Genomic DNA, 22231 nt, shown 5'->3' on the forward strand with positions numbered 1-22231 from the left:
CGCCACAGGACTTCGGCGATGTCCGCCATGCCCATAGGGGCCCCCGGGTGGCCGGAATTTGCTTTTTGTACGGCGTCCATGCTGAGTGCGCGGATGGCGTTGGCAAGCTCTTTACGAGAAGACATAACGAAACTCCAGTGCGATTACAGTTGAGCGGCCAACATGTCTTCCAGCTTCTGCTGGTCGACGGCGAACAGGCGGATGCCTTCGGCGAGTTTTTCTACCGCCATGGCGTCCTGATTGTGCAGCCAGCGGAATTCCGCTTCGGCCAGCGGAGCGGGTTGGTGGAAGCCCTCGGTCGACGGGGTCAGCTTGCGCTCGACCGGCTGTTCGCTGTTTTTCAGCTGCTCCAGCAGGTTCGGCGCGATGGTCAGGCGATCGCAGCCGGCCAGCGCCAGGATCTGCTCAACTTTGCGGAAGCTGGCGCCCATGATCACCGTCTGGTAACGATGACGCTTGTAGTATTCATAGATGGTGCGCACCGATTTCACGCCCGGATCCTGATCGGCGTCGTAGTCGGCGGCAGGCTGTTGAGCCTGGTACCAGTCATAGATGCGGCCGACGAACGGCGAGATCAGATACACGCCGGCTTCGGCGCAGGCGCGGGCCTGAGCGAAGGAGAACAGCAGCGTCAGGTTGGTGTTGATGCCTTCTTTTTCCAGCTCTTCGGCGGCTTTGATGCCTTCCCAGGTGGAAGCCAGCTTGATCAGGATGCGCGATTTGTCGATGCCCTGTTCCTGATACATGCCGATCAGTTTGCGCGCTTTGGCGACGCACATGCCGCGGTCGAACGACAGGCGGGCGTCCACTTCGGTGGAGATGCGGCCCGGCACGCTTTTGAGGATCTCGACGCCGATGTTGACTGCCAGTTTATCGCTGGCGTTGATCAGCTGGGTTTCCTTGCTGCCGCCCTGGCGGCGGGCATACTCCAGCGCTTCGGTGATCAGCGCTTTGTACTGCGGCAGCGCGGCGGCTTTCAGGATCAGCGAAGGGTTGGTGGTGGCGTCCTGGGGTTCGAACTGGCGGATGGATTCGATATCGCCGCTGTCGGCGACCACCGTGGTCAGCTGCTTGAGTGCGTCTAATTGATTCATTGATAAGCTCCTTGACCAAGCTCAACGTAGGGAAATGAGAACCTTTTTCATCATAGGGGGAACACACTGCATCATCGGATCGAGAATGAAAATGCGCTTTTTCTGATTGTTGCGATGGATAATAACAATGAATGACGAATAAACCCAGGCGGAGCGCGGCTTGCGCGCGACCGCCATCGAGACTGCAGGCGATTTAACGCCGACCGACCGCGTTTTCGTAATAGCCGATCCGCTCGACTTTCGGCGCCGATCCTCCCCCTTCAAACTCCGATTCCAGCCAGGCATCGACGATGGTTTTCGCCAGTTCGGCGCCGATGACCCGCGCGCCCAGCGTGATGATCTGCGCATCATTGCTTTTGCGCGCCCGTTGGGCGGAGTAGGTATCGTGACATTGCGCCGCGCGAATGCCGGGCACTTTATTGGCCACGATGCTCATACCGATGCCGGTGCCGCACAGCAGGATCCCCCGCCGATGTTTTTCCTCCCGTATCGCCTGCGCGACGCGATAGGCGATATCGGGATAGATCCCCGTTTCTGCGGTGCGATCCGTCGTGTAGTCAATGACGGGAATGTCCCGTCGTTGCAGGTGGGCGACGATCAGATCCTTCAGTTCAATGGCGGCATCGTCGGCGCCGATGGCGATAGGCAGCATAGCGGTCTCCTGATTGGTAACGAAAAGGGCGGCGATCCTCGGTGGCGCCACGTTCATTACCGTATCCCTGTTTAATCAAATGTTCAATTGGTGTTCTTTTGTTTTTTGCCTGATTTTTCTGTTCCTCCCTTTAAAAGGTGACGACCGTCACTAAAAAAGAGGTTTTAATCGTTATTTATCCTCATGCAGACGGGTTTTTGAGCGATATCACAGTTTGGCAAGTTCTCTGTGGGCAAATTGAACGCGTGACGCTAGTGTTCATTTGTTCTTTGTTTGTGTTATTGATCATAAAGAGTCACCCTACCAGAGGAGAGTGCTATGTGTCAGACCTGCATGACAGAGGCGAAAATGGCGGACGGTATCCCCGAGATCATGAAGGCGGTTGTGGCGTACGCCCCGAAAGATTACCGCCTGGAACAGGTGCCGGTACCGAAGATCGGCCCGAAAGAGATCCTGGTGAAGATCGAGGCCTGCGGCATCTGCGCCGGCGATGTTAAAGCGTTCGAAGGGGCGCCCAGCTTCTGGGGCGATGAAAAACAACCGGCATACATCAAGGCGCCGATGATCCCCGGTCATGAGTTTATCGGCCACGTGGTGGGATACGGCGAAGGCGTCGAGGGCTTCAATCTCGGCGATCGGGTGATATCAGAACAGATCGTTCCCTGTTGGCAATGCCGCTTCTGCAACCGCGGCCAGTATTGGATGTGCGAAAAGCATGACCTGTACGGTTTCCAGAAAAACGTCAATGGCGGCATGGCCGAGTACATGAAGTTCACCAAAGAGGCGATTAACTATCACGTACCGGCCGATCTGCCGATCGAAAAAGCCATTCTGATCGAACCCTATGCTTGCTCCTTCCATGCGGTGCAACGCGCCAATATCAAACTGGGCGATGTCGTGGTGCTGGCCGGCGCCGGCACCCTGGGGCTGGGCATGATCGGGGCGATCAAAAAGTCCGGGCCCTCGAAGCTGGTGGTGCTGGATCTGTCCGACGAGCGTCTGGCGCTGGCGAAGCGCTTCGGCGCGGATGTGACGCTGAACCCGACCCGTGACGACGTGCCCGCGGCGGTTAAAGCGATGACCGACGGCTACGGCTGCGACATCTACATCGAGGCGACCGGCGCCCAAAAGTCCGTGGAACAGGGCCTGACGCTGATCCGCAAGCTCGGCACCTTCGTGGAATTTTCCGTGTTCAAGGATCCTGTGACCGTCGACTGGAGCATCATCAGCGACCGCAAAGAGCTGGACGTGCTCGGTTCGCACCTCGGCCCTTACTGCTACCCGCTGGTGATCGAAGGCATCGCCAATGGCGATCTGCCGACCGAAGGCGTGGTGACGCATACGCTGCCGCTGGAACAGTTCGCCGAGGGCTTCGAGCTGATGAAGCGCGGCATCGGTTCAATCAAAGTGGTGCTTAATCCAAACCTCTGAAACCTGCATCGTTCTTCGGGTGCGGGCGAGCCTGCGCCTCCATAATCACATGTGCTGGGGTGTTCTATGTTGCATGGACTGATTCATCGCATTGGTCTGTCACCGAAACTGCTGCTGGGCTATGCCGGCGTGTTGGTGTTCATGATGGGCGAAGGGCTGGAACAAGGATGGCTGTCGCCTTATTTGATCGGCAAGGGGCTGAGCATTCAGGAATCGGCGCTGCTGTTCAGCGTTTATGGCTTTGCGGCCGCGATCGCCGCCTGGTTTTCCGGCGTGCTGGCGGAAATCTTTACCGCCCGGCGGGTGATGTTGGCCGGCCTGCTGCTGTTTCTGTTCGGTTCGGTGTGCTTTTTGACGTTCGGCCTGCCGAGCAACAACCTGGCGATCATGGTGCCGACCTATGCGCTGCGCGGCTTGGGTTATCCGTTGTTCGCCTACGGCTTTCTGGTGTGGGTGGCGTATGAGGCGCCGCCGGAAAGGCTGGGGTCGGCGGTGGGGATTTTCTGGTTCGTCTACAGCGGCGGGCTCAGCGTGCTGGGCGTGCTGTATTCCAGCATCATGCTGCCTTATCTCGGCGAGATCCACACGCTGTGGAGCGCGCTGATTTTCGTCGTGCTGGGCGCGGTGATTGCGCTGATGCTCAATCGCGACGACGGCGCGGCACAGAGCGGCAACCGGGAAAAAGCGTCGCTGGGTTACGTCTTGAAAGGCATCACCATCGCGTTTGAAAACCCGAAGATTGGCCTGGGCGGCATCGTGCGCACCATTAATACCTCTGCGGCATACGGCTTCGTCGTATTCATGCCCATGTACATGATGGATATGGGGTTCACCCGCACGCATTGGCTGCAGATGTACGCCGCGCTGTGGACGGTCAACATCATTTTCAACCTGATTTTCGGCGTGATCAGCGACGGTCTCGGCTGGCGCAATGTGGTGATGTGGTTCGGCTGCGTCGGCTGCGCCTTGACCACGCTGATGTTCTACTACGTGCCGCAATTCTTCGGCGCCAACTACCTGCTGACCGTTTGCGCCGCCGGTTTGTTCGGCGCCTGCCTGGCGGCGTTCGTGCCGCTGTCGGCCATCATGCCGTCGCTGGCGCCGGACAATAAGGGCGCGGCGATGTCGATTCTCAATCTGGGCGCCGGCCTGAGCACCTTTGTCGGCCCGGCGGTGGTGGGGCTGTTTATCGGCAGCCTCGGCACCGTTGGCGTGATCTGGATCTTTACCGGCTTGTACCTGTTCAGCGGCGTGCTGATGAAATTTGTCACGCTGCCGAAAGAAAGCGCGACGGCGCAGGAAGAACGCGGCGCGAGTTTGGCGAAAATATCCTGACCGAGGGTGAAGTTCACAGTTTTAAGGGGAAATTTATGATTAATCATCAAACTACGGCGCCGCGCGAGCTCTCGCTAAAGGGCAAGGTGGCGCTGATTACCGGCGGCGCTGCGGGGATCGGCCTCGCTATCGCCGAACGCTATCTGCAAAACGGCGCGCGCGTGGCGCTGCTCGATCGGGCGCCGCAGGTTGCGGAAGTGGCGCGACAGCTGGACGCCGAGGCGGCGCTGGGCGTCGTGGCCGACGTCACCGATGCCGCGTCGGTGGAGCGGGCGGTGGCGCAGATTGAGGCGCATTTCGGGCGGCTGGACGTGCTGGTCAACAGCGCCGGCATCGTCGCGCTGCATCCCGCTGAGGAACTGCCGGAAGCGGCGTGGGATGCAACCCTGGCGGTCAATCTGAAAGGCGTGTTTCTCACCTGCCAGGCGGTGGGTCGCCGTTTCATTCGCCAGCGCGGCGGCAGCATCATCAATCTCGCCTCGCAGGCCGGGGTGGTGGCATTGCCGAATCACCTGGCCTATTGCGCCAGCAAAGCGGGCGTTATCGGGTTGACCCAGGTGCTGGCGCTGGAGTGGGGGCCGCACAACGTGCGGGTCAACGCCATTTCACCCACCGTCGTTTTGACGGAGCTGGGCCGTAAGGCCTGGTCTGGCGAGGTGGCTGAGCAGATGAAGCAGAAAATCCCGCTGCGGCGCTTCGCCGAGCCGCAAGATATCGCCGCCAGCGCCCTGTTTTTGGCCGGCGACGCGGCGGCGATGATCACCGGCGCCAACCTGGTGGTCGACGGCGGTTACACCATTCAATAATTTCTTATTCAGGCGACAGAGAGGCCGCGATGAACAGAATCATTAACGATCCCGATCACGTAGTGGAAGACGCCATTCAGGGCTATAGGCTGGCCCACCCGGACTATTACGCCGCCACCGACAATGCGCGGGTGTTGAAATATCCGCCGGCGCCGATCGCCGGCAAAGTGGGCATCGTCACCGGCGGCGGTTCCGGCCATGAGCCGGCGTTCCTGGGCTATGTCGGCAAAAACATGCTGGATGCCGTCGCGATTGGCGAGATTTTTTCATCGCCTACGGCGGGGGCTTTTCTCGATGCCTTCAAGGCGGCGGACAGCGGTGCGGGCGTCGCTTGCCTGTACGGCAACTACGCCGGCGACAACATGAACGTCAAGATGGCGATCAAGAAGGCCACGGCGGCCGGCATACGGGTGAAAACCGTGGTGGCCAACGATGACGTCGCCTCGGCGCCGGCCAGTGAGATCGATAAACGGCGCGGCGTGGCCGGAGAAATTCTGATGTGGAAGGTCGGCGCGGCGGCGGCGGCCAAGGGATACGATCTGGACGGCGTGATCGGCGCGGCGCAAAAAGCCATCGACCGGTGTCGTTCGATCGGCGTCGGCCTCAGTTCCTGCACCATTCCCGCGGTCGGCAAACCCAATTTTCATATCGAAGACGGCAAGATGGAGATCGGCATTGGCCATCACGGCGAACCGGGCATTGAGGTGTCGCCGATCCAGTCGGCATCGGCGATGGCCGGCACCATGCTCGATTTCGTGCTCAACGACATGCCGCTGGAACAGGGGCAGGAGGTGGCGTTGCTGATCTCCGGGCTTGGCGCCACGCCGGTGATGGAGCTGTATATCTATTATGCCGAAATAGAGCGTCGGTTGACGGCGAAAGGCGTGCGGGTGCATCGGCGCTACGTCGGCAATTACTTCACGTCGCTGGAAATGATGGGCGTGACGCTGACGCTGATGACGCTGGATGACGAACTGAAAACGCTGCTGGACATGCCGGCGCAATCTTTAGGCTTAACCCAGGTGGAGTGAATCATGACGGAACAAATTTCAACCCGGTACGGCAGTGAGATCGTTACGGGGCTGATAGAAACCATTGTCGGCAACCGCGAATACCTGAGCGAAATCGACGGCGCCATCGGCGACGGTGACCACGGCATTAACATGTCGAAGGGATTCGCGATGTGCGGCGATGCCATTCGCGGCCGCGAGCTCACGTTGGCGCAGGCGTTCGATGCGGTTTCCGATGCGCTGATGGAGGGCATCGGCGGTTCGATGGGGCCGCTGTACGGCAGCCTGTTCATGGGCATGGCGGAGAGCGTGCGCGAGCGCAGCGTGCTGGATAAGCAGGCATTTTTGGCGATGTTGCACGGCGGTTTGCGCGAACTGCAGGACATCAGCAGCGCGGGCGTGGGGGACAAGTGTCTGATGGATACGCTGATACCGGCGGTAGCAGCGTTTGAGCAGGCGGCGGGGCGCGGTGACGACTTCGCCGCTGCGCTGGAACAGATGAGGATCGCCGCGGCGCGCGGGCGCGATTCCACGCGCGAGCTGGTGGCGAAAATCGGCCGCGCCAGCCGTCTGGGCGAGCGTTCGCGCGGCGTACTGGACGCCGGCGCGGTATCTTGCTGCCTGCTCTTGACCCGATTGGCGGACGAGGTGGAGCAACGACTGAATACCGTTGCCGCCTGAACGCGTTATACTAGCGGGCATTCAGCATTGTCGGAGGGGCGTGTATCGTCCCTCCGCCATGATTAACCGGCCTGCCGTGGGGAAACGTCTAACGGATGGAAAAACAAACTGTGTCCCAGGATAACGAACTGCTGACCGAAATCGCCGTTGCTTATTATCAGGATGAGATCACGCAGGAAGAGATCGCCAAAAAGTTCGGCATCTCACGGATCAAAGTCGGTCGTTTGCTCAAGCGCGCCAAGGAAGAAGGCATCGTCGAGATCAACGTGCGTTATCACCCGGTGTTCAGCACCCGGCTGGAACAGCAGATGATGGAACGTTTTCCCATCAGCCGCGCGCTGATCGCGCTCGATCATCAGGACGAAGAGGAACAGCGTCGGCAAGTGGCGGCGCTGGTGTCCAACTACCTGGCGATGTCGCTGAAAGACGATATGGTGTTGGCGGTCGGGCAGGGACGCAACGTGGCGGCGATCGCCGATCACGTCGGCAGCGTGACGGAGCGCAACTGCAAGTTCATCTGCGGCATCGGCGGCACCCACCGTCCGGGCGATGCGATCAACGCCGACCATATCAGCCGGCGTCTGGCGAAGAAGTTCGGCGGCAGCAGCGAGACGCTCTATGCGCCGGCCTACGTCGAAAATCGCGCGTTGAAAGACGCCTTCATGCAGAACGGCACGATCAAGGAAACGTTGGATCGCGCGCGTAAGGCCGATGTGGCGTTAGTCGGCATTGGCGACATGAATGAAAACAGTTATATGGTGAAATTGGGGTGGTTTACGCCGCACGAGATTATCGACGCCAGCCTTAATCAGGGCGTGATCGGCGACATCGCCGGCTATGACTTTTTCAATGCCCAGGGGCAGCATGTCGATACGGTGATGAATGACCGTGTGATTGGGCTGAGCATTGATGAGCTGCGCAAAATTCCGTGCGTGATCGCCATTGCCTCCGAGAATACCAAAGCGCTGGCGATTTTGGGCGCGTTGCGCACCGGCGCCATCGACATTATCGCCACCAGCGCGCTCAATGTGCGCACTATCCTCAACATGTCGCAATAGCGGCACCCGCAAAAAAGGGTTCAGCGCCAGGCTGAACCCTCCAGAGACATCCCCCTTTTGACGGATCAGTGGCTGAGGTTGACGTCGATCGCCTGATAGAAGGCGTTGGCGGTGTCGGCTATGTCCCACACGGCAAGGATCACGTGCGAACCGCTGCGATCTGCCGGTATGTTGCACTGGTGGGTGACCTGCGCGGCAGGGATGGCGCCGCCGTCGTTGAACTGGCAGAACGGCGTCAGGTCAAAGGAAGCGCGGGTCAGCGGTTGAGAAGCGTCCCAGTTCGGCTTGGTGATGAAATAGCGCCAGCTGGTGGTGCTGTGACGCGCGGTCAGCTTCCAGGTAAAGGAGTTCGGGCCGGTTTTCAGGTTGAGCTTGTTCCAGCGCGTCGGCGTTTGCTGATCCAGTTCGAAGAAGGTGGACTTGTTGGCGCTGGCGATATGGCCGTCAACCGGGCCGGCCTGCGGGAAGCCTTTCAGGCCTTCGACGCTCTGCGGTTCGTACTGCACGCTGCCGCACTGGGTGTTGAGCTGCAGTTTGCACTGGTAGGCGCGGCTGGCCGGCGACTCGACATAACCGTGAGCATTCGCCTGTTGCGAAACGCCGAACATGGCCGCGCTCAGCAGGCCCAGAGAGAGCAGGGTACGGGAAGTTTTGTTCATAAGTCACTCCTGACTGAAATTATGTTGTAAGTTGAGCGTATTTCACCGACAAAATGAGAGACTAATAACGCAATTAGAAATAACCCTTCTTGTCGGCTTGTTTTATTTTTATCATTCTGGTCGTGCGATAGAGCGGAATGTTTTAACGGCTATTAACGAAAATTATTATGATGACGATCTTTGATCGTTAGGCTGAATTTATTTAACTGTCGCTGTGTAAAAGTAGGGCGCTATGATGAATTTTATATCAGGTCGTGATGAATAGTATTTAAGATAGCGCTCTCATTTATGAAGTATATTGCTTGTTGCTATGAGTACCCTTGTTCGATTTGATCGATTTTTGTGCGCCACCACCTTGGGAATTTAGTGTCATTTTTCTTATTTTATTTTAAAGAGGAATTTGTATGACTAGATTATCCCTGGACGCGATTAAAATAATCAGCACCATCAAGAGCACCGGTTCTTTCTCTATGGCGGCGGAGGCGCTGCATAAAACGCCTTCGGCGATCTCTTATCGGGTTTCCAATATTGAAAGCAAACTCTGCGTGAAACTTTTTCATCGCAATGGCCCCATGATTACCCTGACGGATGAAGGGGAATTTCTCCTGCAGGAAGGCAGCTGGATATTAAATGCGGTGCAGGATCTGGAAAGCCGGGTGCGCAACATCCCCAAGCTGGACAATAATATCCGCCTGGCGGTAGACACCTTCTTCCCGTTGGAAACCCTGACGCAGGATATCCGCGACTATATTCAGCATTGCCCGAACGCCAGTATCTCGGTGCAGCGAGAAGCGTTGAACGGCACCTGGGATGCGCTGAAGAACAACCGGGCGGATCTGATCATCGCCATTGGCCAAATTCCCGACAGCGTGCAGGCCAAAACCCTGATGCTCGGCAAGCTCAACTTTGTGCTGTGCGTGTCGCCTTCGCACCCGTTCGCGGCGCAGAGAAAGCCGGTGTGCAAGAAACAGCGGTTGAACGACATCGTGGTGGTGATCGCCGACAGCAGCCATGAGCTGCCCAAACGCAATCACGGCACGCTGCCCTTGCAGCGTCAGTTGGTGGTATGCGATGTGGAAAGCAATCTGGCGCTGCTCAAGCGCGGCATCGGCCACGCTTTTCTGCCGCCTGCTTTGATCGAAAAGGAATTGGCCAGCGGCGAACTGGTGACGGTGCCGGTAGAGATGCAAAAGGGCGACGAAATGATTTGGCTGGCGTGGCACCCGGCCAGCAAGGGCGCCGGGTTTAACTGGTGGCATGAGCGGCTGACGCGCAAAAGCGATGTCTACAGCCTGATGGGCCGCGAAGTGGTGCGGGATGGCGGTTATCCTTGGTGCCACAACTGAAGGAATAGAGACGAAGGGACGCGAAAATCAAACGGTTAACTCAATGAAAACCCCGCAGCATTCGGCTACGGGGTTTTTTTACGGCTTACGCCACGCGGCCCACCTTCAGCCAGGCGCCGTCAGAACCGGGCGCCGAGGTGATGTAACCCCATTTGGTCTGCCAGACGTAACCCTGATAGGACACCAGCGCGCCCTGCGCGTAAGTGGTGCCCGGCACATAAGCCGGCGCGGTCATGATCGGCAGGTTGCCGGGGCCGACGCCGGTGTAGCGCAGCCCGGTGCCCATATCCAGCTGGCTGTCGTCGTAGTCCGCGGCGTTGAAATAGCGATCCAGCGAGGCCAGCAGATCGCCGTTGCGGTTGTCTTGCCCCAGATGCCAGAACATCACGCCGCCCAACTGCTGCTGCTTGATGTATTTCGCTTTGTATTTGAAGCTCTCGGCATCGTCATAGGTGACGAATAGCCCTTTCTGCGCATGATACAGGTAAGGCGTTTTGGTCTTGTCGTTCCACAGCCGCTGATAGCCGTAGTTGCCCAGCAGCATCTGCTCCAGTTGGCGATAGGAGGCGATGCGCGGATCCTTGTCGCGCACGCACTCTTCGCAGCCCACCAGCCAGTAATCGGTGTTCGGGTACGGATCTTCGCCCGGCGTGCTGTGGCTGCTGTATTGCCCGCCGTTGCCGCCGCTGACGCCCTTGAAGGCGCGGCCGTAGAAGGGCACGCCCATCACGATTTTGGCGCTCGGCACGCCTTCCATCATCAGGTGTTGCTGCACCGCGGCGTCGACCGTCAGGCTGAACGGGCTGGGGAAGGCGCGGGTCAGTTCTTCCCAGCTCCAGCCCAGGTTGGCTTCGCGCAGCGCATTGTAGAAGGTCGGCCCGGCCGCATCGCCGAACAGCGCCGCCTGGTGGTTGGTTACCTTCTCCCAGGGGCCGGCCAGATCGTAGGTCATCAGGTTGATGTAATCGAGCGGCGCGACGATCTGCGCCAGCTTGCTGTAATAGCGCGACAGGAAGAAGGCGCCGCCGGCGCCGGCGATGGTCAACTGGTACGGCAACGCCTGGCGGCCGTCGGCGACGGTTTGCCGGTTCAGCAGGGTGCGGATCTCTTGCAGCGCGGCGATGAAACCGTCCACTTCCGAGGCTTGCGGGTACTCCCAGTCGATGTCCACGCCGTCGAAGCCGTAATCCTTCATGATGCGCACGCAGGATTGGGCGAACTTGGCGCGCGACGCTGGGGTTTTCACCGCGTTGACGTAGTTGGCGTGCGACACGCCCAGATCGTTGGAGTAGTACCAGCCGCCGATGGAGAACATGATGCGCAGGCTGGGGTTGTGCGCTTTGAGCGCGGTCAGACGGTTAACCACATCGCGCGCCTTGGCGTCGTTGGTGGCCGGATCCCAGGCGCATTCCAGATTGCTGTTGATATCCAGGAACGAGAAGTTAATGTGCGTCAGCTGCTTGGCTTTGGCCGGCGTGATGTTGGAAACCGGGAACGGCACGACAGACGTATCGGTCTCGGTGTAATTATTGATTTGGTTGGTCGGAATAAAATAATACCCAATAACGGCTTTACGTGTGGACATGGCATTTCTCCAGAGTGGGTGTTTTTCGATGGGGAAATATTTCCCGTTGCCATTAATGTTTATTTTTCGCGGAAATAACAGTCGAAACAAATCACGATAAGAATGAATTTTTTATTCACTGCCGCCTGCCTTGGCGTTTATGTGTTGTGCCAGCATTCAGCATGAATGAATTCGACCATAGGGCCTGTATTTATTCATTTGCTTTGTAATAGCATCCTTAACTAGATTCTGAGTATCCGATGTCCCACCGGCCGTGATTGGCATTTAATTAAAAATAAAAAAGGAGATGAGCTATGTCCAGCATAGAGCCTGACGCTGTTGGCTTAATAGTCCAGCGAGTATGTGAATATCTTCAGCCGGTATTGAACGCCATTCTGGCCGGCGTGATGGCGCTATTACACGGCGCCTATCGCAACGTGGGTATTCGGCGACGTTTATTGAATGCGGCGATGTGCGCGTTATTGGCCTGGACGGTGCGCGATGCGCTGGCGTTGATGGGCCTGGAATTAAACTGGGCGAATTTGGCCAGCGTATTGATTGGCTTTATGGGGGCGGATTACATCAACGCCTTAATTAAAAAATTCATCGGCAAAAAAACGGGGTTTAAAAATGTTAAATGACATCGAAGAGATTCGCTTTACCGCCCGCAGCGAAGAGAACCTGCGCGGCGTGCATCCGGATCTGGTGCGCGTTATTCGTCTGGCGCTGCGCTATTCCCTGGTGCCGTTTTCCGTCAGCGAGGGGCTGCGCAGCATGGCGCGCCAGCGGGAAATGGTGCGCGCCGGCAACAGCCAAACGCTGCGCAGCCGCCATCTGACCGGACACGCGGTGGACGTGGTGGCGATGCCGGCGGGCGTGGTCTCCTGGGAGTGGGATTACTACGCGCAAATTGCGGTGGCGGTGCGGCGCGCGGCGCGTGAATGCGGCATCAACGTCGAATGGGGCGGCGAATGGAAGACCCTCAAGGACGGCCCGCACTTCCAGCTGCCGTTTCGGGACTATCCGGCATGAGCGGCTGGCTGCAAAAACTGATGCAGGGCGGGTTGCTGCTGCTGTTGCTGGCGGCCATCTGCCTCGGCGGCTACAGCGCGTTGCTGTCGCATCAGTTGGTGTCCGCGCGGCAACAGGCGGCGGAATTGCAAAAAAGCCTGGCGCAGCAGGCGGGGCTGATCGCCACCCTGCAGACCCAGGATGCGCAAAATCGTGCGCTGATGGCGGCGCAGCAGCGGCAGGAACAGCAGCTGCGCCAACAACACGAGGCTTATCAGAGGAAATACCGTGAAGCGATTAAAAACGATCCCTGCGCCGCTCAGCCTCTGCCTGGCGCTGTGCTTGAGCTCCTGCGCCCGGCCGCCGGCGCCGCAGGCCGTGCCGCTGTTGCCCCCTGAGTCGGTATTTGCTCCCTGTGAGCAGCCGCAGTTGCAGGGGGAGACCTGGGGCGATGCGGTAAGCTATGCCCTGGCGTTACAAACCTCGTTACACATTTGCGCCGGCCAGGTGGAGACGCTCAACGCCTGGCGCGCCACGCTGCCGCCGCGCTGACGGCGGCGCTTGTCTGACTTGTCCCGCAGGCCTTCTTTTTTTACTTTTAAAACGGTCTTTCGACCAAGGTTATGGCGCGCTTCAAAGTTTGTGATGTTTCTCTCACTATACTTCAAGGCTGTGCCCTGTCATTGTACCTGGGCGCCATGGCCCACGGCAGGGCGCAGCCTCAAAGCCTTACCTCAACATAAAAGCAAAAAACAAAGGAATCCATAATGGACGAACAGCTCAAACAGAGTGCCCTTGATTTCCATCAGTTTCCTGTCCCAGGGAAGATCCAGGTTTCCCCAACCAAACCGTTGGCGACCCAGCGCGATCTGGCGCTGGCCTATTCGCCGGGCGTCGCCGCGCCTTGCCTCGAGATCGCCGAAGATCCGCTGGCGGCCTACAAATACACCGCGCGCGGCAACCTGGTGGCGGTGATTTCCAACGGCACGGCGGTACTGGGTCTGGGCAATATCGGCGCGTTGGCCGGTAAGCCGGTGATGGAAGGCAAGGGCGTTTTGTTCAAGAAGTTTTCCGGTATCGATGTATTTGATATCGAAGTGGATGAGCATAACCCTGACAAATTAATCGACATTATCGCCGCGCTGGAACCGACCTTCGGCGGCATCAACCTGGAAGACATCAAGGCGCCGGAGTGTTTCTACATCGAACAGAAACTGCGTGAGCGCATGAAGATCCCGGTGTTCCACGACGACCAGCACGGCACGGCGATCATTACCACTGCCGCGGTGCTCAACGGCCTGCGCGTGGTGAAGAAGAACATCTCCGATGTGCGGCTGGTGGTGTCCGGCGCCGGCGCGGCGTCCATCGCCTGCCTGAACTTGCTGGTGGCGCTGGGGCTGCGTCAACAGAACATCACCGTCTGCGATTCCAAGGGCGTCATCTATAAAGGCCGCGACGCCAATATGGAACAGACCAAAGCCGCCTACGCCATCGAGGATAACGGCCAGCGCACGCTGGGCGACGCCATCCCAAACGCCGACATCTTCCTCGGCTGCTCCGGCCCGGGTGTGCTGACGCAGGATATGGTGAAAACCATGGCGCGCGATCCGCTGATCATGGCGCTGGCCAACCCGGAACCGGAAATTCTGCCGCCGCTGGCCAAAGCGGTGCGCCCGGACGCCATCATCTGCACCGGCCGTTCCGACTACCCGAACCAGGTGAACAACGTCCTGTGCTTCCCGTTCATTTTCCGCGGCGCGCTGGACGTGGGCGCCACCACCATCAACGAAGAGATGAAGCTGGCCTGCGTGCATGCCATCGCCGATCTGGCGCTGGCGGAACAGAGCGACGTGGTGGCCTCCGCGTATGACGATCAGGATCTCTCCTTCGGGCCGGAATACATCATTCCGAAACCGTTCGATCCGCGTCTGATCGTCAAGATCGCACCGGCGGTGGCCAAGGCGGCGATGGACTCCGGCGTGGCGACGCGTCCGATCGAAGACTTCGACGCCTACGTGGAGAAGCTGGCGGAGTTCGTCTACAAAACCAATCTGTTCATGAAACCGATCTTCTCCCAGGCGCGCAAAGAGGTGAAGCGGGTGGTGCTGGCGGAAGGCGAGGAAGAGCGCGTGCTGCACGCCACGCAAGAGCTGGTGTCGCAGGGGCTGGCTTTCCCGATCCTGGTCGGCCGTCCGAGCGTGATCGAGATGCGCCTGAAAAAGCTGGGCCTGCAACTGACGCCGGGCAAAGATTTCGAAGTGGTGAACAACGAGTCGGATCCGCGCTTCAACGAATACTGGGGCGAGTACTACCAGATCATGAAACGCCGCGGCGTTTCGCAAGAACAGGCGCGTCGCGCGGTGATTGGCAACCCGACGCTGATCGCCGCCATCATGCTGCACCGCGGTGAAGCGGATGCGATGATCTGCGGCACCATCGGCAGCTACCACGAGCATTACGACGTGGTGAAGAACGTGTTCGGCTTCCGTGAAGGCGCGCACGTCGCGGGCGCGATGAACGCGCTGCTGCTGCCGAGCGGCAACACCTTCATCGCCGACACCTACGTCAACGACGATCCGACGCCGGAACAGCTGGCGGAGATCACCCTGATGGCGGCGGAAACCGTGCGCCGTTTCGGTATCGAACCGAAGGTGGCGCTGCTGTCTCACTCCAGCTTCGGCTCGTCTGATTGCCCGGCGGCGCGCAAGATGCGTAAAACGCTGGAGCTGGTGAACGAGCTGGCGCCGGAGCTGGAGATCGACGGTGAAATGCACGGTGACGCCGCGCTGGTGGAAAGCATCCGTCACGATCTGATGCCGGACAGCCCGCTGAAAGGCTCGGCCAACCTACTGATCATGCCGAACATGGAAGCGGCGCGCATCAGCTACAACCTGCTGCGCGTCTCTTGCTCGGAAGGGGTGACCGTCGGGCCGGTGCTGATGGGGGTGGCCAAACCGGTGCACATCCTGACGCCGATCGCCTCGGTGCGCCGCATCGTCAACATGGTGGCGCTGGCGGTGGTGGAAGCCCAGACCGAACCGCTGTAAGCCCGGGTTGAATGACTGGCCCCCTGTGCCGTTGGCGCCGGGGGCTTTTTTATGCCTTGCAGCGTGCAGCGATGGCGCGAATATCCTGCGGCGTAGTGCGGCAACAGCCGCCGATCAATTGTGCGCCGAGCGTGCGCCACGCCGTCGCCTGATCGGCCAGGCTGCCGTGCTCGCCGCCGCAGGCGCGCCAGGTTTTGCTCACCGCATCGTAGTGCTCGCCGGAGTTCGGGTAGACCAGCAGCGGTTTGTCGGCCAGCGCGCTCAGCTGACGCAGCGCCGGGGCGACCTTGTCCAGCGCGATGCAGTTGATGCCGATGGCCAGCACCTGCGGGTTACCGCGCAGCGCGGACAGGACCTCAGTCAGCGACGTGCCGTCGCTGAGGTGTTGGCTGTCGCGCAGGGTGAAGGCGAACCAGGCGCCGAGCGTCGGGAACTCCTGCAGCAGCGTCAGCAGCGCCTGCAGTTCAGCAAACGACGGCAGCGTTTCGCAGGCCAGCAGATCGACGCCGGCGGCGGCCAGCGCGGCGATGCGCGGGCGGTGGAAGGCAATGAAGTCATCCTGCGCCAGCCGGTAGTCGCCGCGGTATTCCGAGCCGTCGGCCAGATAGGCGCCGTACGGGCCCACCGAACCGGCGATCAACAGCGGCGCCGCCTGCGGGTGCGCGGCCAGATAATCGCGGCGCGCGCGCTGCGCCAGCTGCACGCTTTTGGCGATCAACGCCAGCGACTGAGCCTGATCCAGGCCGCGGCGCAAGAAGCCCTGCGGCGTGGCCTGATAGCTGGCGGTAATGGCGCATTGGGCGCCGGCGTTGAAATAATCGAGGTGGACCTGATAGATAAGCTCGGGATTTTCAATCAGCACCTTGGCCGACCACAGCGGATCGGTCAGATCGCAGCCGCGCGCTTCCAGCTCGGTGGCCAGCGCGCCGTCCAGGATCAGCGTCGGCCGTTCGGCCAGCAAACGAGCGACGGGGTTGTTAACCGACATGTTGTTCTCCCAAAGCGTTTTTTTGCCCGGCGCGCCGGGTCAGGAAATAGGTGATATAGCACAGGGCGACGAACGGCAGCCCGCAGTAGAGCGCGATGCGCTGCTCCGGATCGAACGCCAGCCCGATGCAGGCCAGCAGGCACAGCGCAAAGCCGAGGATCGGCGTCAATGGATAGCCGGGCGCGCGGTATTTCAGGCCGTTTATCGGCTGGCCGCTGCGCAGATAGGCGCGGCGGAAAGCATAGTGGGCGGCGCAAATGCTCAGCCACACCGCCACCACCGCAAAGCCGGAGATCGCCGACAGGGCGACAAACACCGTATCCGGCGCGATCACGCTGGTCAGCAGCGCCAGCACGCCGCCGAGCATGCTGAAGGTCAGGGCGTTGATCGGAATGCCGCGCGCATTGACGCGCGCAAAGTAGGCCGGCAGGGTGCGCTGGTGGGCCAGCGACCACAGCATGCGCCCCGAGGCGTACAGGCCGGAGTTGGCCGCCGACAGGATGGCGGTCAGGATCACGAAGTTGAAGATATCGGCGGCGTAAGGCACGCCGATGCGTTCAAACACCAGCACGAACGGGCTTTTGACGATCCCCGCCTGATCCATGGGAATCAACGCCGCCAGCACAAACACCGTGCCGATAAAGAACAGCATCAGGCGGATCACCGTGGTGCGGATCGCCAGCGGCACGACTTTCTCCGGGTTCTCGGTTTCACCGGCGGCGATGCCGATCAGCTCCGTGCCGGAGAAGGCGAAGTTCACCGCCACCATGGTCATCAGGATCGGCAGCGTGCCGTGCGGCAGCCAGCCGGAAGCGGTCAGGTTGTGCAGGAACGGCGCCGGCGTGCCGTCTTTCATCGGCAGCAGGCCGAACATGGCGGCGCCGCCCAGAATGATGAACGCCAGAATGGTCACCACTTTGATCAGCGAAAACCAGAATTCGCTTTCGGCGAAAAAACGGGTGGTCACCACGTTAAGCAGGAAAATGGCCGCGCAGAAGATCAGGCACCACAGCCACACCGGCGACTGCGGGAACCAGTACTGCATGCAGAATCCGGCGGCGGTGAGGCTGGAGCCCAGCGCCACCGTCCAGGTGAGCCAATACAGCCAGGCGACGGCATAGCCGGTAGCCGGCCCCAGATAGCGCGAAGCATAGACGTGAAAGGCGCCGGTTTCCGGCATCGCCACCGACAGTTCGCCCAGGCACAGCATCACCAGATACACCACCAACGCGCCGATCAGGTAGGCCAGCAGCGTGCCGAGCGCGCCGGTGGTGGAGATGATGTAGCCGGTGTTGAAAAACAGCCCGGTGCCGATCACGCCGCCCAGCGACAGCATCACCAGGTGCCGGGCCTTCATGCTGCGTTTGAACTGCCCTGCGGCGGGCGCCGATGAGTGCATAATAATCTATCCGTATAGACGTCTAAATATCTGAATGGCTATTGGTTATACCCGCAATGCCGTTTCAACGCAATGCGTCACCGGCGATCGCCGCGTAAAAAAATCGTCAGGCCAGATCTATATGCAAATGATAATTATTATCTATAATGTCGCCATTTTCGCTAATGGGGCAACATGATGAGATATCTGATTTTATTGGCGGCGTTGGCGCTCGGCGCCTGCAGCCAAACGCCGGTGAAGACGCCGGCCAGCGACGTCGCGAGCATGGGGAATATCACCGATCTGCACAGCGGCGCGACCCTGACGCCCGAGCAGCTGTTGACGCGGTTGGCGCAGCAGCCGCGGGTGATCGTCGGGGAAAAGCATGACAATCCTTACCACCATCAGATTGAGCAATGGCTGGTGCAGCAGCTGCCGCAATTGCGGCCGCAGGGTAGCGTGCTGATGGAGATGATCAACCCGAACCAGCAGGCGCAGGTCGACAAAGTCAAGCAGTGGCTGCAGAGCGATCCCACGGTGCGTGATGGCCGCGTGGCGGAGCTGATCGCCTGGCAGCCGGGCTGGAAATGGGCGCTGTATGGCGGGGTGACGATGGCGGCGATGCGCGCGCCTTACCCGCTGTGGTCGGCCAACCTGGATCGCAGCGAGATCGCGGCGTTCTATCAGCAGCCGCAGTTCCCGGCGGGGCAGCTCTCGGCGCAGCCGGCGGTGCGCAAGGCGCTGGAAGAGACCATCCGCACTTCGCACGGCGGCAAGATTGAGGCCGACCAGCTGCAGGCGATGCTGGCGATCCAGCAGCAGCGCGACCGGCGCATGGCTGAGCGCCTGCTGGCGGCGCCGACGCCCGCGTTGTTGATCGCCGGTGGCTATCACGCCGCCAAATCGGTGGGCGTGCCGCTGCACGTGCGGGATCTGCAACCGGCGGCGGCGCCGACGGTGCTGATGCTGGCGGAGCCGGGCGTACAGGTCGATGCGAACACCGCAGACTACCTGTGGATCACACCATCAGTGAAATGAATACGTTAAGGCAGTGAAAAGGGGTGTTAATTATAGTTGCAAATGATTATCATTAGTAAATGTGATCTGCAATCATTCGCAATTAAGCAAACTAATGTCCCTATGTTAAGTCAGTCTTATTCCCTTCCGGCCTTTGAGCTGCCGCAGCCGCGCTGGGCGCGCGGCCTGCTGCTTGCCCTGGCGGCGCATGTGGCGTTGGTGCTGCTGTTTTATTGGCCGCAGACGGCGCTGGAGCCGGTGGCGCTGCCGCCGCCGGCGGTGATGATGAGCTGGGCGGCGCAGATTGAAGCGCCGGAAAGTAAGCCGTTGCCGCTGGGCGTGCAGCAGGCGGAATCTGCTGCGGCGCAGCCGGCGGAGCAGCAGCAACAGCCGGATCTGCCCAAGCTGGCGCGTGCCGATAAAGCAAAAATCGTGACGGCGCAGAAGAAGCGCGCCGAACACCGTCCCCCGCAAAAAGCGCAGCCGAAACCGCAGGAGCAGGCCAAAGAGACGCGCAACGCCGCCGCGTCCAGCGCTGCTGCGCCGCAGGCGCAGACGCTCTCCCACCAAACCGCCGCACCGATCAACAGCGACGCCAACAGCAACGCGCAGGCCAAACTGTCGTGGGAGAGCCTGGTGAAGGGCAAACTGAATCGCATCAAGGATTACCCTTTGGATGCCCGCAACCGCCGGCGCAGCGGCATGCCGCAGGTCAGTTTTAGCGTCGATGCGCAGGGACGGGTCTCGAATGTCATTCTGCAGGTGCGTTCCGGCACCGCGTCGCTGGATCGGGAAGCGGTGGCGGTGGTGTCGCGCGCCCAGCCGTTGCCGCCGCCGCCGCCGGAGATGCTGCAGCAGGGAGCCGTCAGGGTAAGGATGCCGATCGATTTCAATCTGGCGGAGCTGAATGCCCGCCGTTAATGCCCGCAGGCGCCGCATCGCCGTCGTGCACCTCTTCAAACTTCGTGAGGGATTATGAATCCGCTGTTATTCACCCCGCGCCGTCGCATCGCGGCCGCGCTCTGGCTTTCTTTAGGCGTCGCCGGCGTCGCGCTGGCGCAACCGCAGCCGCCGTTGGCGGAACGCGCGCCGAAAGCGCTGACGGCGCACGGCGAGACGCGCACCGACGATTACTACTGGCTGCGCGACGATAGCCGAAAAGAGCCGAAGGTGCTGGACTACCTGAAGGCGGAGAATCGTTATACCGAGCAGATGATGGCGCCGTACCAGAAGCTGCGCGCCACGCTGTATCAGGAGATGCTGGGTCGCGTGAACCCTGACGATCGTTCGGTGCCGTATCAGCTCAACGGTTATCGCTATCAGGAAAGCTACGCTGCCGGTAAAGATTTCGCGCGGTATCAGCGCCAGGCGCTCACCGCCGACGCGCCGTGGCAAACCTTGCTGGACGCCAATCAGCGCGCGGCCGGCCATGCGTATTATCGTCTGGGGGCGCTGGACGTGAGCCTGGACAACCGCCGCCTGGCAGTGGCCGAGGATCTGCAGGGCCGCCGCCAATACCGCATCTCCCTGCGCGAGATAGACAGCGAACGCTGGTCGCCGGAAACGCTGGAAAACACCTCCGGCAACATGGTGTGGGCCAACGACAACCAAACCCTGTTCTACGTGCGCAACCACCCGCAAACGCTGTTGCCATATCAGGTCTACCGCCATCGGTACGGTACGCCGACCGCGGAAGATAAGCTGGTGTACCAGGAAAACGATCCGGCGTTCTACCTCAGCCTCGGCCGCTCGTCCTCGCGCGATTACCTGATTCTGACCATCAGCGGCAACACCACCTCCGAAGTGCGCCTGATCGACGCCAACCAGCCGCAGCGCGAGCCGCAGCTGTTCGCCGCCCGGCAGAACGGCCGCGAGTATTACCTCGATCACTACCGGGGCGAGTTCTACCTGCGCTCCAACCATCAGGATCCGAACTTTGGCCTGTACCACACGGCGGCGGCGGGCAAACCGTGGCAGACGCTGATCGCACCGCAGGCGCAGCACGAGGTGGAAAGCTTCAGCCTGTTCCGCGATTGGCTGGTGGTGCAGGAGCGCGCCAACGGGCTGGTGCAGCTGCGGCAAATCAGCTGGGACGGCAAAACCGAGCGCGCCATCCCGTTCGATGATGCCAGCTACATGGCCTGGCTGGGCTATAACCCCGAGCCGGACAGCGATCGCTTGCGCTACGGCTATTCGGCGATGACCACGCCGACCCGCACCTATGAGTGGGACCTGAACAAGGGCGAGCGCACCCTGCTGAAACAGCAGGAGGTGAAAGGCGTCGATCCCAGCTTGTATCACAGCGAGCGCATCTGGGTCACGGCGCGCGACGGCGTGAAGGTGCCGGTCTCGCTGGTGTACCGCACATCGCTGTTCAAAAACGGGCATAACCCGCTGCTGGTATATGGCTATGGCGCTTACGGCATGAGCATGGATCCGGCGTTCAGCGCCAACCGCATCAGCCTGCTGGATCGCGGCTTCGTCTATGCGCTGATCCACGTGCGCGGCGGCGGCGAGCTGGGGCAGAGCTGGTACAAACAGGGCAAGCTGACGCACAAACCGAACAGCTTCAACGACTTCATCGACGCCACCCAGGCGCTGCTCAAAGACGGCTACGGCCAACCGGGGCGCATCTACGCCATGGGCGGCAGCGCCGGCGGCTTGCTGATGGGGGCGGTGATCAATCAGGCGCCGCAGCTGTACAACGCGGTGGTGGCGCAGGTGCCGTTCGTCGACGTGGTGACCACCATGCTGGACGACAGCATTCCGCTTACCACCGGGGAATACGAGGAGTGGGGCAACCCGCACCAGCCGGCCGCCTATGCGCTGATGAAGTCCTACAGCCCGTACGACAACGTGCGTAAGCAACGTTACCCGAACCTGTTGGTCACCAGCGGTCTGTACGACTCGCAGGTGCAGTATTGGGAACCGGCCAAATGGGTGGCGAAGCTGCGGCGCTTCAAGCAGGGCGATTCGTTGCTGCTGCTCTCCACCGACATGACCGCCGGCCACGGCGGCAAATCGGGTCGCCTGGCGCGGCTGGAAAACGGCGCGCTGGAGTACGCCTTTATTTTGGCGGCGGACCGGCAGGCGCAGAAATAATCTTTAGCGCCGCAGCACGCTGCGGCGCAATAAAACAATAACAACCTTTTAC

At 60.3% G+C, this 22231-nt stretch carries 22 protein-coding genes; 15 read left to right on the forward strand and 7 right to left on the reverse strand.

Annotated features, from left to right (window positions below; all coding sequences use genetic code 11):
- The 3 genes from ACJ8M3_RS00005 to rpiB all read right to left on the reverse strand — a co-directional run.
- A partial coding sequence (locus ACJ8M3_RS00005; protein ID WP_144334738.1) for a hypothetical protein occupies positions 1-125 on the reverse strand: 125 nt, incomplete at its 3' end.
- Between the two features lie 18 nt (positions 126-143).
- On the reverse strand, positions 144-1094 hold the full coding sequence (gene tal / locus ACJ8M3_RS00010) for a transaldolase (protein WP_089197307.1): 951 nt from the start codon (positions 1092-1094) through the stop codon (positions 144-146).
- A gap of 193 nt (positions 1095-1287) precedes the next feature.
- Positions 1288-1746, reverse strand: a complete 459-nt coding sequence (gene rpiB / locus ACJ8M3_RS00015; RefSeq protein ID WP_033643988.1) for a ribose 5-phosphate isomerase B — start codon at positions 1744-1746, stop codon at positions 1288-1290.
- A 318-nt stretch (positions 1747-2064) separates the two neighbouring features.
- Here rpiB and ACJ8M3_RS00020 point away from each other — a divergent pair, with 318 nt between their 5' ends.
- The 6 genes from ACJ8M3_RS00020 to ACJ8M3_RS00045 all read left to right on the forward strand — a co-directional run bounded on the left by ACJ8M3_RS00020 (position 2065) and on the right by ACJ8M3_RS00045 (position 8067).
- Positions 2065-3177 carry an MDR/zinc-dependent alcohol dehydrogenase-like family protein gene (locus ACJ8M3_RS00020; RefSeq protein WP_033643987.1) on the forward strand — a complete coding sequence of 371 codons (1113 nt, stop codon included), beginning with the start codon at positions 2065-2067 and terminating at the stop codon, positions 3175-3177.
- Between the two features lie 66 nt (positions 3178-3243).
- Entirely contained in the window at positions 3244-4512 is a 1269-nt protein-coding gene (locus ACJ8M3_RS00025; protein ID WP_004936588.1) for an MFS transporter, read from the forward strand.
- Positions 4513-4547: 35 nt separating this feature from the next.
- Positions 4548-5318, forward strand: coding sequence for an SDR family oxidoreductase (locus ACJ8M3_RS00030; protein ID WP_049866701.1), 771 nt, complete (start codon positions 4548-4550; stop codon positions 5316-5318).
- Between the two features lie 29 nt (positions 5319-5347).
- The gene (locus ACJ8M3_RS00035; protein ID WP_015378693.1) at positions 5348-6349 is read left to right on the forward strand and encodes a dihydroxyacetone kinase subunit DhaK; all 1002 of its coding nucleotides are present in this window, start codon (positions 5348-5350) and stop codon (positions 6347-6349) included.
- 3 nt (positions 6350-6352) lie between these two features.
- The gene (gene dhaL / locus ACJ8M3_RS00040) at positions 6353-7009 is read left to right on the forward strand and encodes a dihydroxyacetone kinase subunit DhaL (protein ID WP_033652574.1); all 657 of its coding nucleotides are present in this window, start codon (positions 6353-6355) and stop codon (positions 7007-7009) included.
- Between the two features lie 95 nt (positions 7010-7104).
- On the forward strand, positions 7105-8067 hold the full coding sequence (locus tag ACJ8M3_RS00045; RefSeq protein WP_004936575.1) for a sugar-binding transcriptional regulator: 963 nt from the start codon (positions 7105-7107) through the stop codon (positions 8065-8067).
- A 65-nt stretch (positions 8068-8132) separates the two neighbouring features.
- On the opposite strand, the gene ACJ8M3_RS00050 is transcribed toward ACJ8M3_RS00045, so the two are convergent.
- Positions 8133-8726 (reverse strand): lytic polysaccharide monooxygenase, encoded by a 594-nt coding sequence (locus ACJ8M3_RS00050; protein WP_033643984.1) that lies wholly within the window; start codon positions 8724-8726, stop codon positions 8133-8135.
- 404 nt (positions 8727-9130) lie between these two features.
- On the opposite strand from ACJ8M3_RS00050, the gene ACJ8M3_RS00055 reads away from it, so the two are divergent.
- Positions 9131-10072: a LysR family transcriptional regulator gene (locus ACJ8M3_RS00055; RefSeq protein ID WP_025303805.1), complete on the forward strand. Its 942-nt coding sequence runs from the start codon at positions 9131-9133 to the stop codon at positions 10070-10072.
- 85 nt (positions 10073-10157) lie between these two features.
- Here the strand turns inward: ACJ8M3_RS00055 and ACJ8M3_RS00060 are convergent, their stop codons facing one another.
- Positions 10158-11657: a glycosyl hydrolase family 18 protein gene (locus tag ACJ8M3_RS00060; RefSeq protein ID WP_197761648.1), complete on the reverse strand. Its 1500-nt coding sequence runs from the start codon at positions 11655-11657 to the stop codon at positions 10158-10160.
- Positions 11658-11950: 293 nt separating this feature from the next.
- On the opposite strand from ACJ8M3_RS00060, the gene ACJ8M3_RS00065 reads away from it, so the two are divergent.
- The 5 genes from ACJ8M3_RS00065 (at position 11951) to maeB (ending at position 15694) form a co-directional block, all read left to right on the forward strand.
- Positions 11951-12277, forward strand: a complete 327-nt coding sequence (locus tag ACJ8M3_RS00065) for a phage holin, lambda family (RefSeq protein ID WP_033643982.1) — start codon at positions 11951-11953, stop codon at positions 12275-12277.
- Positions 12267-12668, forward strand: a complete 402-nt coding sequence (locus ACJ8M3_RS00070) for a M15 family metallopeptidase (protein WP_033643981.1) — start codon at positions 12267-12269, stop codon at positions 12666-12668. The genes ACJ8M3_RS00065 and ACJ8M3_RS00070 overlap by 11 nt, the downstream gene beginning before the upstream one ends.
- Positions 12665-13045, forward strand: a complete 381-nt coding sequence (locus tag ACJ8M3_RS00075) for a DUF2570 family protein (RefSeq protein ID WP_046687600.1) — start codon at positions 12665-12667, stop codon at positions 13043-13045. Before ACJ8M3_RS00070 ends, ACJ8M3_RS00075 begins: the two co-directional genes overlap by 4 nt.
- Positions 13026-13199 (forward strand): Rz1-like lysis system protein LysC, encoded by a 174-nt coding sequence (gene lysC, locus ACJ8M3_RS00080; RefSeq protein ID WP_004936544.1) that lies wholly within the window; start codon positions 13026-13028, stop codon positions 13197-13199. Before ACJ8M3_RS00075 ends, lysC begins: the two co-directional genes overlap by 20 nt.
- Before the next feature lie 215 nt (positions 13200-13414).
- Positions 13415-15694, forward strand: coding sequence for an NADP-dependent oxaloacetate-decarboxylating malate dehydrogenase (gene maeB, locus ACJ8M3_RS00085; protein ID WP_016926766.1), 2280 nt, complete (start codon positions 13415-13417; stop codon positions 15692-15694).
- Positions 15695-15743: 49 nt separating this feature from the next.
- Here the strand turns inward: maeB and mmuM are convergent, their stop codons facing one another.
- Together mmuM and mmuP are read right to left on the reverse strand one after the other, a co-directional pair.
- Positions 15744-16682: a homocysteine S-methyltransferase gene (gene mmuM / locus ACJ8M3_RS00090; protein ID WP_196018607.1), complete on the reverse strand. Its 939-nt coding sequence runs from the start codon at positions 16680-16682 to the stop codon at positions 15744-15746.
- Entirely contained in the window at positions 16672-18081 is a 1410-nt protein-coding gene (mmuP, locus tag ACJ8M3_RS00095; protein WP_046687598.1) for an S-methylmethionine permease, read from the reverse strand. Before mmuP ends, mmuM begins: the two co-directional genes overlap by 11 nt.
- Positions 18082-18258: 177 nt before the next feature.
- Between mmuP and ACJ8M3_RS00100 the strand changes: the two genes are divergently transcribed.
- The 3 genes from ACJ8M3_RS00100 to ACJ8M3_RS00110 all read left to right on the forward strand — a co-directional run bounded on the left by ACJ8M3_RS00100 (position 18259) and on the right by ACJ8M3_RS00110 (position 22179).
- Positions 18259-19098 carry a ChaN family lipoprotein gene (locus ACJ8M3_RS00100; protein ID WP_347882954.1) on the forward strand — a complete coding sequence of 280 codons (840 nt, stop codon included), beginning with the start codon at positions 18259-18261 and terminating at the stop codon, positions 19096-19098.
- 102 nt (positions 19099-19200) lie between these two features.
- Positions 19201-19998, forward strand: coding sequence for an energy transducer TonB family protein (locus tag ACJ8M3_RS00105; protein ID WP_046687596.1), 798 nt, complete (start codon positions 19201-19203; stop codon positions 19996-19998).
- A gap of 54 nt (positions 19999-20052) precedes the next feature.
- Complete coding sequence (locus ACJ8M3_RS00110) at positions 20053-22179, forward strand: S9 family peptidase (RefSeq protein WP_164120036.1); 2127 nt, start codon at positions 20053-20055, stop codon at positions 22177-22179.
- Positions 22180-22231: the final 52 nt, after the last annotated feature.

This window comes from Serratia sp. CY55921 (assembly GCF_052167655.1).
Taxonomy (GTDB): domain Bacteria; phylum Pseudomonadota; class Gammaproteobacteria; order Enterobacterales; family Enterobacteriaceae; genus Serratia; species Serratia ureilytica.